Genomic DNA, 12991 nt, shown 5'->3' with positions numbered 1-12991 from the left:
GAGTGATAGCCTAAGCTATAGCAGCAGCACATCAATTAGTACGAGTGAAAGTAGCAGTACTAGCTTGAGCGAATTACTATCTCGTTCAACCAGTGCCAGTGAATCACGGAGCAATAGCTTGAGCCAAAGCACAAGTACTTCGTTGAGTGGCAGCAACAGCTCTAGCTTAAGTTTAAGCGAAATGAACTCTCAATCTAGCAGTGCGAGCGAATCACGGAGTGATAGTGTAAGCAATAGCATGAGCACATCAACCAGTGACAGCTTAAGTTCTAGTACAAGTGTAAGTGATTTACTTTCTAGATCAGAGAGTGCAAGTGAATCTAGAAGTGATAGCCTAAGCTATAGCGGCAGCACGAGCGTAAGTAACAGCTTAAGTTTAAGCGCGAGTCTAAGTGATTTACTATCTAGATCTGAAAGTGCCAGCGAATCACGTAGTTTCAGTATGAGTGATAGTGCAAGCACATCACTCAGCAATAGCGATAGTGCAAGTGATAGCTTAAGCGATCTATATTCAAGATCGAACAGTTCTAGCCTTTCAACCAGTGACAGTACAAGTACAAATGATTCTGTCTCAGCAAGTGCTAGTGAGAGCACCAGCATTTCACAATCTACTAGTACAAGTCTAAGCGAATCGGCATCAATCAGCACATCGCTTAGCGAAAAACAAGAAGTGATTGAATCTCAAAGTGTGAGTGCTTCGACAAGTGATTCACAAAGCTCTAGCACCAGTGAATCAGTTAGCGTCAGCATCAGTACTAGCGAAAGCGAGCGGAATAGTACGGAAGTTACACCTAGCGAATCAACCTCCATTAGCGAAAGCATTAGTACAAGTGAAAGTGTCCGAGATTCCGAATCGGTTAGTTCAAGTGACAGTACAAGTTTGAGTCAATCTATGAGTACGAGCGATCAAGCCTCCGCTTCTGAAAGCACAAGCAACAGTTCTAGCATTCGCGATTCTGAGTCTGAAAGTGCAAGTATTTCTACGGAAGAAAGCCGCAGCTTCAGTACAAGTGAGTCGATTTTTGCAAGTGAAAGCACATCAATCAGTCAAAGTGACAGTACAAGTATGAGCGAATCAGCTAGTGAAAGTGCCAGTATTAGTGACAGTGAACGTGGTTCAATGTCTGATAGTGCAAGTGTAAGTGATTCGACTTCAACAAGTGACAGTACAAGTGTGAGTGAATCTGTTAGCGAAAGTACCAGCATTAGTGACAGTGAACGTGGTTCAATGTCTGATAGTGCAAGTGTAAGTGATTCGACTTCAACGAGCGAAAGCCTAAGTGTGAGTGAATCTGTTAGCGAAAGTACCAGCATTAGTGACAGTGAACGTGGTTCAATGTCTGATAGTGCAAGTGTAAGTGATTCGACTTCAACGAGCGAAAGCCTAAGTGTGAGTGAATCAGCTAGCGAAAGCACCAGCATCAGCGATAGTGAACGTGATTCAATGTCAAATAGTGCAAGTGTAAGTGATTCGACTTCAACAAGCGAAAGCCTAAGTGTGAGTGAATCAGCTAGCGAAAGCACCAGCATCAGTGATAGTGAACGTGATTCAGTATCACTTAGCGCCGAATCAAGTGATTCTGGGTCAGCAAGCGATAGTCTGAGTGCTAGCAACTCGGCTAGTCAGAGTGAAAGCTTTAGTGCCTCTGATCGAGATTCAGTTTCCATGAGCGCTAGTGAATCAATCAGCGATAGTACCAGCGTGAGTGAATCTGCTTCGCTAAGTACAAGTACAAGTGATATCAACTCTGATATCGTCAGTGAATATCACAGCAATAGCTTGTCTGAGAGTCTATCAGAGCTGCAATCACAATCAACTAGCCAAGATCATTCACTTTCGGCAAGTGAGTCTATCAGCGGCTCTACTTCAACACCATCAAGTTCTAATCAGAACAACGGAGTGAATGGAAATACAGTAACGCCAATTGGCAACACTGGAGTAGGGGGTCGTACGACCAGTGCATCTGGTTCTACTCTTCCTAAGACTGGCGAATCTGATGCAAGTGGTATTCAAATGTCTCTTGCTGGAATTGCCACGCTGTTAGCTGCTATTGCTTTAATGAAAAAGAAAAAAGATGAAGCAAAGCGTGAAACAGAGTAACTCGTTAGTCTTGGTTTATGAAGAGCTAGGATAAATTTCCTAGCTCTTCTAAAATGATAAAAGTACTTCTATTAAATAAAAAAGCATCACAGTTAGGCAAACTAACTGTGATGCTTTTTTATTGGCTATGGTTGGTTATGGAAATTCAACATCGAATGAACCATCTTCTGTTTTTACCAACTCGGATAATAATAAATTTCTGACTGCTTCTAGATAAATGGCTTCACGCATTTCAGTAAAAGAACGATGTGCTTCTACTTGAAATTCATAGATGGGACGATGTTGTCCCCAGTTTCGCCCATTGATGACTGTTTTCAATTGTTGCAGGTTGTCTGATTGTTCGATCCAAAGAGTATCTAAGGCTTTTAAAAGAATGATTCGCTTGAAAAACAGCTGTTGGAAACTATCTGGCATAAATTGATAAATGTGAGTCAAACGCTCTGAAATCAGATCCAATAAAAATTTTTTGACCGTTCGCTTATTAAATTTATCTAGTTTCTCGATTTCAAAAACATCAAAATTATAGTCCAAATTATTAAAGATAAAATCAAGGATCGTTTGTTTATTTAGGTTCTCTTTTTTAGTGATGAGCTGATTGATTGCTTCTTCTATGCATTGATTAATGATATTTTCTAATTCAACCGGAGTGCCTGTCATAATTCTGTTTCTCATGCTGTACATTTTGTCTCTTTGAATGGTAATGATTGAGTCAAATTCAAGCGTTGTTTGACGTCCGGCAATTTCTTGATTTTTGCGATTGCTTTGAGACTGATTGATTAGTTTATTGTATTTTTTCTTTTTTAAAGGAGTGAGATCATTGGATAATTCTTCTTGTTCAGTTAATAATTCTCGTTCGTCGGCGGCCCATTTGGGTGCACTTTCAACCACGATTTTGTCTTCCATAGATACATAAAAAATGCTGTCACCCGGATCTCCTTGACGTCCAGAGCGTCCACGAAGCTGATTGTCAATTCGGTCACTGGTCATCCGCTCAGTTCCTACTACTAATAGACCACCATTTTCCCTCGCATCTTGTTCAAGTTTAATATCTGTACCACGCCCAGCCATTGAAGTAGCCACAGTTACGGCACCTTTTTTACCAGCTTCTGAGATGATCCAGGATTCTTTGGTCGCTGTTGTAGCGTTTAAAAGATTATGAGGGATTCGATGCTTTAAGAGAATCAGGGAGTATAACGTCGACATTGAGACTGATCCTGTCTCAATCAATACGGGGCGTTCTTGCGTCAAAGCATTTCTTACTGCTTCTAAAGAAGCCATGATTTTCGACTGATTGGTCACATAGACCAGATCCTGATGATCTTTTCGGCGAATGGGTTTATTTGTCGGAATTTCGATTACGTCAATATCATACGTTTCTCGAAATTCGTCGGCGTCTGTTTTGGCAGTACCAGTCATTCCAGATAAAATTTTAAATTTTCGGAATAGATTTTGGTAGGTGATGGAGCCCATGGATCGGCTCTCTGTGGTGATTTCTACACCTTCTTTCGCTTCGATTGCTTGATGGAGACCAGCTTGTAGTTTTGTTCCAATCAATTTCCGTCCATTTGCTTCATCAAGTAAAAGAATCTCATTGTCTTCCACAACATAATCTTTGTTTAAGTGTAAGAGATAATTGGCCCGTAAGGCAATGACTAAATGACGATAAAGATTTTTCCATTTTTCTGAAAGAATAGTTTCAACGCCTAAGTAGTCTTCGGCTTTTTTTATGCCTGCTTCTGTAAACCAAGCATGACGTTTGTTTTCACTTCTCATAAAGTCTTTACCTTCAATCAAGCTTTTCACAAACCAATCAGATAACGTAAAAAAGTTCGACTGAACTTTGGGTGCTCCTGAAATGATCAATGGTGTTTGCGCCATATCAAGTAATATTGCATCGATTTCATCTATCAGTACATAATTGAAGTGGGTGACGTATTGTTCGTCTGGAGAAACAGCCAAGTTGTCAAACAAATAGTCAAAGCCCAGTGCGCTATGCGTAGTGTAGACAATGTCTGCTGCATAGACCACCTCTTTATCGATTTCTTCTCCTTCATCTTCATGTTCAGGAACACCTACAGCTACGGATAGTCCTAGAAAACGATAGACTTTTCCTGTTTCTTCAATATCTCGCAAAGCTAAATACGTATTAGAAGTAATCAAAAAATTGCCTTTGCCTCCCAGGCCATGTAAATACATCGGCATGGTTGCGGTCAATGTTTTTCCTTCTCCAGTTTTCATTTCAGCAACATTACCGTAAAAAAGAGCAATTGCACCAAGAATTTGAACAAAATAAGGCTCCATTCCTAGGACACGACGGTCTGCTTCGACAACTACAGCATAGGCTTGCGGGAGTAAACTCTCTAGTTTTTTGCCCTGTTCGAGTTGTTGTCGAAAATGAATGGTTTGCATTTGCAATTCTTGATCTGACAAATGTCGATAGTTTTCCGCGAGACTTTGAACTTTTCTCGCTAACCGAATATACTTGCGAAACTTTTTATCTTTCATTTTTATTGATCCTCCTTTCAAAAACTTATATTGCTTATGCCTTAATCAGCAATGCTTTCTAATTTAGCACGAATCATGACGTCGTCTAGTTCCAAAAGATATTCCCTCATCAAATCATTGGCTTCTAAAAAAAAGACGATTTTTCCCTTCTGAGTAACTAGTTTCATTTCTCTTGATGCAATAAGTGGTTCCTTATTTTGATCAAGCAGCGCTTCACCAGAACTTGTTACGAAGTGAAGCGAAAACGTATAGGTTTTGGTGGTATCCATATTATAGTAGGGAAATTCACCTTGATAGATAGAATCTTGATCACCTGCTTCCAGAGAGTCTTCAGTTCGCAAAACGACAGCTTTCAATTCTAACTTAGGAGTTGTTTCAGCGTCAGGGGCTCTAGATTCTGTAGTCGGTGTTTCGTTGCTTGTTAAGTTTTCTTTCAAAAAAAAGATACCTCCTACCAGCAAAACAAGAGGTATTATGACTTCAATTAGCTTCTTCATATAAAATCCTTCTTTATGGGAGATGTTTTTAAGAAATTCTTCCGTTTTTTCAATCCACGTGTTTTTCAGATGATCGTCAAAAAATGAATAGCTACTTTCTAATTTGAATTTAAATCGATAATACCACAATGACCAACATCACCTTTTCCTTTTTTTTTTTCATTTCAACAAAAAACAAGTACAAAAGGCAAATTTAAAACTGATAATATTTTATTAAACATTGTAGATTAAAAAAAAGTAAGAAAATTGGAGATGAAAATGAAGAATCAAAAAGAACTCATTCAAAGAATAGTAGCGAGCTTTTTTCTTTTGTTCATCGTTGAGATAGGAAAGCATATCCAGGTTCCATTTTTTGTTTCAGAACAGATACCAGAAGAATCAACAAGTTTGATTTTGAAGTTTTTAGCGACATCAACCGGTGGGAATTTCACTGTTCCGACGCTTTTTTCTTTAGGAATGGGCCCGTACATGACCGCTCTGATCATCTGGACGACGATCAGCATGATTGATACAGAAAGTATCGGAAATCTTTCCACCAAACGAATTGGTTATATTCAACGCTGTTTGACTCTTTTATTTGCTATCCTTCAAAGTTGCGCACTAGTCTTAAAATTTCGTTCCTCGATGATTGATCAAAAAGCTATTGGAGGTTCTATTGTCCTGTTGTTTTTAGGAGCAGTTCTTGTATTGTCTGCCGGGGGATTGTTCGTTGCATGGCTAGCTGATATCAACATTGATAAAGGAATCGGAGGTCAAAGTCTGTTTATTGTTCCAGGTTTACTGATGAATATCCCAGCTATGTTAATTTCGGGACAAACAGAATCTGTTCATTTGAGTCAAAACTTTCTTATCGGGTTAGTTATGTTGACCTTGGTTTTTATTTATCTCACACTGTTTCTTTACAGTGCAGAGTACCGTATCAATATTGAGCGGACAGGTATCGACAGTCGCTTTAACAATTCGTATATTCCTATTCGACTTTTACCTGCCGGGGCAATGCCTTTTATGTTTGCAGTAACCGTCTTTTCAATGCCGCAGCTTTTACTATTGAACGAAAAGTGGGGGGACACAGGCTTTTCGAATTTTATTACGACTTACTTTTCATTTAATAATGTGCGGGGTGTTTTCACTTATGGTCTGATTCTCTATGTTTTAGGTTACGGATTTAGTTTTATAAATGTTCGACCATACGATATAGCGAAAAATCTAAAAGAGACAGGAGATTATATCTTAAATGTTGCTCCTGGTAAACAGACAGAGCAATATATATGGAAACGTTTGTCGACCGTTGCATTGCTTGGCAACAGTTACCTTGTGATCATTTCAATGATTCCTTTATTGATTGGATTGCAAAATCAAATTATTTCCAACTTAGCTTTTTATTTCGGAAGCATTTTTATGTTGATCATTATTTTAGAAACTATCACAAATGAAATACGGTTCCTCTTTTCCAGACATACTTACCGGATTTTTTAGAGGATGTTAGGAGGCAATTCTTTGAACTATTTTATTCCTGATTGGACGAGTAGTAGCGGCAATTTAGAAAGTGATTACATGATGAATATCATTCAGCTTTTCAAGAACAATCGAGAACCGTATCACTTATTGTTATTGGAGCATATGCCGTTTTTACGTTATCAGATGCATGCATATGAATTAGAAGCAGCGCAAATGACTTCACTTTATGATTGCTTGCAAGACATTCAAAAAACCAATGGATTTCCCTTAGATGTCGATGACTTGCCTCTTGCTGAGAATGTGGAGAAGGTCTATACACCTTTTGGGATCACACTGATTAAGGAAAATCAACCATTTGGTGAAATTCGGTTCAATACATTTGGTTTTGCAGAACAGATGTATTTAATGACGGAACCTTATCGACATATTCTCTTTTTCGATGATCGGGGTTTTATTTCTGCAAAATCGTTTCAGAATGACAAAGGGGAACAAGTAAAGAAGATTTATTATAACGAATCAGGAATAGAAAAATGTGTGGAATACTTTGGAGAAAATCCACACGTTGAGCTGATAAGTCCTCAAAGAATTGGGCTAAAGAAAAGTCAGTATCGAAGCATGGATGAACTTCTTTTAGAGATGATGAATCAATCTCAACTGAACCTTGAGTCAGAAGATCAAATAATGTGTTTGACAAATGAGCGGAGTCTAAGATTGGTCAAAACGAACGAGGAACGAAAAAGAGTGATCCAGATCGTTTCTGATGCCCACAGACTTTCAACTTGTGCATCAGATGAAAAAGCAGAATTATGGGCAGGCGAAAATAAAATTATTACTGATTCGACTAGTAATCAAACAGCGCTTCTCTCTTTAATGAGACAGTCCGGTATTAATGACCTATCTCGGATACAGCGCATACCTATTTACACAACTTCTTTTCAGCTGGGCAATAGCAACTCCATTCCCCAGCTGGTTCTTTATTGGAACGCCGGTGAGCTTAACGAAGACGTTCGAAGAATCCATCATCTATTACTGCAAAAAGTTATTCAGAATGATCGTTATGACTTAATCATCGAAACAACGACATTCCAAAGCGAAGTCGTTTTACGAGAAGCACAAAAAGAACTGGTTGATACTCATTTCGGTGTCGATAGTGAATCAGAGGAGTATCAAAAGGTATTAAAGTATTTTGAAGCAAAAAAGGCAAAAAAGTTATTTAAAACGGATGAAGAGGCGATTGAAGAGATTCGAGAAAGCAAAAATTGGCGAAATCTAGTAGAGGCAGTTGATGTCAATTTTAGGATTCACTTTCGTTTGGATTCTCATCTCACCGCGATTCGTCAGGATTTCAATGAGACACGGTTGTATATTGATTTGTCTGCTGAAGTTGATGTCCAGAAACAAGCACTAGCTGTTAGTGCAGGGATTCCTCAGCTTGTTAGGAAGAAAACCGATTATGTGGATGACCAAAAGAATGGGCAAATCATTGGTCAAATTAGAGAATTAGATGCAGCAATCGCTTTTTACATGGACGATTTAAATAATTGGAACCAAGCATTAGTGGAAAATATTAGTTATATTGAGCATTTTAGTGAGGAAAATATTATGAAACAATGGAGGGAGTTGCTAAATGGTGTCGTCTAAACAGATTCAGGTATTTCATATTGCAGCTGTTTCTTCCGAGTGGCAAAAACGGCTCTCTCCTTTGTTTGCCTATCAGTGGCTTCCATTAGCCTATGATTTCAGCAAAGATGAGCAGGAGCTGCAGCTGTTTAAGAAAGACAAATATAATAGCAAATATCATCGGGCAATTTTTCTTCTAGAGGAAAATGCCGCAATTCTTGAAAATTTTGAATTTTTAAAACAATTGCCTGCCTACCAAATATTTTACGAAGAAAATGATCGACTATCTCCAGAAATTCAAGCGCTTTTCACATTAAAAGCAGCGAATCGCTTTGATAAAAAGCAGCTAGAAAATGTTTTTCGTATGATCAATGAGCAATTTTCAGCAAAGCAACAAGGATATAAGCTGTCTATGGATCACATGAAATTTAATAAAGATGTTTCGTTGCAGATCGCTAAAGAAGGACATGCAGCCTGTCAGGTAAAGGCGCAATTGACATCAGACTATCAGCAAATAACTACTTGGAAAATGACTAACCTGATTCCTAAAAATGAACGCACCTGCTTTTATCCGGAAATCGCAAATATCGAAGGAGAAGCGATTGTGAAGATCAAACTCTTTTTTATTAGAGAAAACACGAATCAAGTCATCCAAGTGATTGAGATTCTTCACGATCAAATCATAAATGGGGAACCGATTTACTTCAAATTAGATCAAAATTCATACATCAATGTTTCATTGTATGCCAAAGGAAATCGAGGGCAATTTACGATCGGGCAGATGCACCTGCGTAGAGCAATGGCGGATGAAAGTGTCATGATTCCAGGAGGTGGTCGGATTCGAGATGAAGAGAATCTGGGGGGAGAAGTGATCTATTACTTTAACCCGGGAGATTTAAAACCTCCATTAGCGGTTTATTTTTCTGGCTATCGTTCAGCTGAAGGTTTTGAAGGCCGTGGGATGATGGGAAGTATGGGCTGTCCTTTTCTGCTGATTGGTGATCCTCGTTTAGAAGGTGGAAATTTCTATCTAGGCAGCCAGAATTTCGAACAAGAAATCGTAGCGATCATCTTAGGAAAACTAGCACTGCTAGGTTTTGAAAAGTCAGATCTCATTTTATCCGGATTGTCGATGGGAACGTTTGGCGCGCTATATTTTGCTAGCGATTTAAGCCCAAACAGTGTCATCGTGGGAAAACCGTTGACGAATCTTGGTTCCATTGCTCTAAATGAACGCATCAATCGACCAACTGGATTTCCAACCTCATTGGATATGCTGCTTTACAATATTGGGGTTGTTTCAAAAGAAGCGAGCAGTCAATTGAATGAACGGTTCTGGAGCAAATTTAAAAGTGGCGATTATCGTGAGACGACATTTGCTATCGCCTATATGAAACAAGACGATTACGACATGGAGGCATTTCCAATGTTGTTTGATTTTTTAAAAAATAATTTCCCCATGACTCGTGTTCTGTATAAAGGCATGATCGGCCGACATAACGATAATAGTCCCGCCATCAATAGTTGGTTTTTGAAACAATACAAAAATATTCTTGTGCATACATTTCACCGTGATATCAAGAAAATATTATAGGGAATGAGGGAGTCGATGAATAGTTTATATCGTATCAAGTGGGGGATCGACTTTAATGACAATTATAATTATGGCGCAAAAATAGCTTATATGCCCTCTGGGGAGGTCTCTTATTCTTCTCCTTTGATGCCTCCCGGCGTCAGTATTAAATCTTGGTATTCGAAAACAGAATTTCATATTAGTCGGAAATCACCAATGCTGCCTATGTTACTGCCGGGACACAAGTACGAGTTAACACTTCATGCTGAATTCGATCGTGAGGAAGCAGTACAGCTATTGATGGAATTTTTTGATAAAGATGGGTTTTTTCTTGAAAAACTAGTCTTCGAAACAAACCAGGAATGTTTTCTCTTTCCCAAAGGTGCCACTGATTACCAGATTCATATGGTAAACAAAAAGCATCAAGAGATTCTTTTTAAGGAATTGGTTTTATCCACTAAGGAGAATCAAGCATTTGAAGTGGTTCCTATAAATGCAGACACTGGAGCAAAAGTAGGCTCAAACATAGCTACCAGCGTTGTTGCGGTTACACCGCTGGTTGAGAAACATGCTGCATTATCGGTCGTATTTGAAAAACAGAACAGCTATGTCAAAGAATATGCACTTTCAGATTTTGAAGCAGGATTGTTTGTTGAACCGGATATTAAGGCTGCATCATCGTACTTGGAGGCATTGCTTGAAGAAATCTACCAGCGAAGCGACAGTCCTGAAAAAATCAACCTTAAAATGGGACAAAATTTTTCTCTGCTGGAATCTTGTTACCACGAAGATTTTTCTGTATTAGCTTTATTATTTGCAAAGCCAAATGAAGAAACTGAAGCATCCGAGCTTATGGATCGTTTGCAAAAAAAGATCGCACTTAATCAAAGGGCACTAAAAGTTTTAGAGAATGTAAAAGAAAACAGGAAGAAATCAACCTAATAAAGAGGGGGACATCATGAATTTTTTTGTAAATAAAGCAATTGGGATTGGCAATTCTGGTGTGGAACATGCACAGTTCTATCGTGCTGCTTGTTTTGATAGAAAAAAAATTCCCTATAAGTATATTTTTATGGAATTAGTGAAGAATCTCCATGAAGCCATGGCAGCTTGGAAAATACCAGATGATAAAGTCATCTCCATGTGGGAGTATTTTGCACTAGAAGGTGATTATTTAAGGAAAGGGGCTAAAGCAGTTTTTACTGCACAACAAGATCTCTTAGTAGATGCTACGAACACACATAGAGTCAAAGAAACTATCACATCCTCAGGATTAAAAATCGTAGAGCATATGGAAAAATCTCCTAGTCGAAAAAAAGAAGGCTTACTGCTAGTTTCGGATTATCGGGTAGAGATCTTTGACTATCGAACGAATCAAAGAAAAATCATGTACAGTTACCAAAATGATCCGCATCGGGGAAGAGTAATGACGAATATTCATTTGTTTGCTTTCAAAGGCAAACATCGTTTCTTTAGAAATGAGGTCTTATTGCAGCGATTTTTCTTTAATCAACTGATAGAAGAATTCCCAGAAACCAAAAGTATCATCATTGATCGGGGGGAGGAAAGCGAGGCTGCTTTGTATGATCATTGTCCTCCGGAAATCAAATTGATTGAGATTGTTCATGCCGATCATTTATCTGATCGTGACGTAGCTAGCGCCCCTCTTTGGAACAATTACTATGAATTTGCTTTGACACATTTGGAACAAGTCGCTCATATCGTTGTTGCGACAGAATTGCAAAGGCAAGATTTGTTGATCGACTTTCCAAACGAGTCTCAAAAAGTTGTCACGATCCCGGTGGGAGGGATTCGTGATATGACAGAAGACTCATTTGAAATAGGCAAACAACAGGCAGAGAAGTTTGTGACGGTGTCTCGTTTGGCATCTGAAAAGCACATTGATCTTGTGATGCGGGCAATTGCTGCAGCAAAAAAAGAATATCCAACGATCTCTTTAGACATCTATGGTCAAGGGGGAGAAGAAAGTAAGTTAAAAGCAGTGATCAAGGAGTTGAATGCAGAAGAGTACATTCGGTTAAAAGGGCATTCTCATGCAATCAATGAAGTATATCCTGATTATGATGCATTTATCTCTGGTTCTTTTTCAGAAGGTTTCGGATTGACTTATATTGAAGCTTTAAATGCAGGATTGCCAATTGTAACCTTCAAGGCTCGTTTTGGGGCCATGGAGTTGATCAAAGAAGGAGTCAATGGTTATTTGAAAGATTTTTCTAGAACTGATGAAGCCTATACTATTCAGCAACTAACAGATGGCATTCGTCAGTTGACTGCTTCTGATTTAAACCAACTTAAAGCCAATACCCGCAAGTCTGTCCGAATGTTTCAAGACGCGATAATTGCAGAGAAATGGAGTGAGTTGATCGATGCATTATGAATTAGTCACCGTGATCCGACCAAATGACCGAATTTGGATGGCACAAAAATCACGAATCAAAGAAGGAAGTCAGGTGTTGTCCATCTCACCGAGTCCAAATTTCCAAGCAATGCTCCAAAAAGAAGCATTGCAGGGAATCAATATTTTAGATCAAGTGACACAGCGCAGTCACGATCCAGAAGCCTTTCTGTTTTTTAACCAAGTACCAACAGCATATTGTACAGAAGTTTATATGAACGAGGATCGGACCATTTCGTTGATCACTGATGGAGATGAAGTAGGTAAAGTGAGCTTGTATCCAATGACTAGAAGACATGTGAAAGAAGTTCGATACTTTTATCCTGATGGCACGACAGATTTCATTGAAGAATATGCCGCAGATGGGAAATTGTTCTCAATTATTTATTACTGCAATGACCAGGTCCAAGAGATTGCTTTTTTCAATGATCAGCAACAGAGCATCTTGAATTACTACTTTTATCAAGGCACCATCAATTTGGTCACGACTCGTGATAAAGAAACATTCAAGGTAACTCAAAAATTTAACACAACACTTGATTTCATTCGGGATCAGTTAGCTTTCCAGTTAACAGAAAATGATACAGTTGGCATTTCGTACATGGGATTAGAATTATTTTCTCTAGCAAAAACCAACTCAATAAATACACTTTATCTGGAAGAATCGCCGCTTGATGGCAAAGGGAATATCAAAGGGAACTTAATGAGTATTTTAGATGACCGCATTCCTTATATTCATAAGGTAGAAGTCGATCAAAAGAATTATCAGTTGTTGGCAAACAAAAATGTATGCATGGACAAAGTTGTGTTGAAAGGATGAA

9 protein-coding genes are annotated in these 12991 nt (G+C 38.6%); 7 read left to right on the top strand and 2 right to left on the bottom strand.

What is annotated here, in order from left to right:
- The first annotated feature begins 181 nt into the window (after positions 1–181).
- Positions 182–2101, top strand: coding sequence for an LPXTG cell wall anchor domain-containing protein (locus IGI84_RS11840; RefSeq protein WP_430600964.1), 1920 nt, complete (start codon positions 182–184; stop codon positions 2099–2101).
- Positions 2102–2236: 135 nt separating this feature from the next.
- Here the strand turns inward: IGI84_RS11840 and secA2 are convergent, their stop codons facing one another.
- Together secA2 and IGI84_RS11830 are read right to left on the bottom strand one after the other, a co-directional pair.
- Positions 2237–4606 (bottom strand): accessory Sec system translocase SecA2, encoded by a 2370-nt coding sequence (secA2, locus tag IGI84_RS11835; RefSeq protein WP_220427196.1) that lies wholly within the window; start codon positions 4604–4606, stop codon positions 2237–2239.
- 41 nt (positions 4607–4647) lie between these two features.
- Positions 4648–5103 (bottom strand): hypothetical protein, encoded by a 456-nt coding sequence (locus IGI84_RS11830; RefSeq protein ID WP_194195765.1) that lies wholly within the window; start codon positions 5101–5103, stop codon positions 4648–4650.
- A gap of 258 nt (positions 5104–5361) precedes the next feature.
- Between IGI84_RS11830 and IGI84_RS11825 the strand changes: the two genes are divergently transcribed.
- From IGI84_RS11825 to IGI84_RS11800, 6 genes are read left to right on the top strand one after another with little or no spacing between them, the layout of a single operon-like run.
- Positions 5362–6579, top strand: coding sequence for an accessory Sec system protein translocase subunit SecY2 (locus IGI84_RS11825; RefSeq protein WP_140966004.1), 1218 nt, complete (start codon positions 5362–5364; stop codon positions 6577–6579).
- A gap of 21 nt (positions 6580–6600) precedes the next feature.
- Positions 6601–8202 (top strand): accessory Sec system protein Asp1, encoded by a 1602-nt coding sequence (gene asp1 / locus IGI84_RS11820; RefSeq protein WP_259280207.1) that lies wholly within the window; start codon positions 6601–6603, stop codon positions 8200–8202.
- Positions 8189–9775: an accessory Sec system protein Asp2 gene (gene asp2 / locus IGI84_RS11815; RefSeq protein ID WP_220427194.1), complete on the top strand. Its 1587-nt coding sequence runs from the start codon at positions 8189–8191 to the stop codon at positions 9773–9775. Before asp1 ends, asp2 begins: the two co-directional genes overlap by 14 nt.
- A 15-nt stretch (positions 9776–9790) precedes the next feature.
- Positions 9791–10696, top strand: coding sequence for an accessory Sec system protein Asp3 (gene asp3 / locus IGI84_RS11810; RefSeq protein ID WP_430600413.1), 906 nt, complete (start codon positions 9791–9793; stop codon positions 10694–10696).
- Positions 10697–10712: 16 nt separating this feature from the next.
- Complete coding sequence (locus IGI84_RS11805) at positions 10713–12152, top strand: glycosyltransferase (RefSeq protein WP_220427193.1); 1440 nt, start codon at positions 10713–10715, stop codon at positions 12150–12152.
- Positions 12142–12990, top strand: coding sequence for a hypothetical protein (locus IGI84_RS11800; RefSeq protein WP_220427192.1), 849 nt, complete (start codon positions 12142–12144; stop codon positions 12988–12990). The genes IGI84_RS11805 and IGI84_RS11800 overlap by 11 nt, the downstream gene beginning before the upstream one ends.
- Position 12991: the final 1 nt, after the last annotated feature.

Origin of the sequence: Enterococcus sp. DIV0008, assembly GCF_050542615.1 — a bacterium.
GTDB lineage: Bacteria > Bacillota > Bacilli > Lactobacillales > Enterococcaceae > Enterococcus_D > Enterococcus_D innesii.
This window is presented reverse-complemented; position numbering and strand designations above follow the sequence as displayed.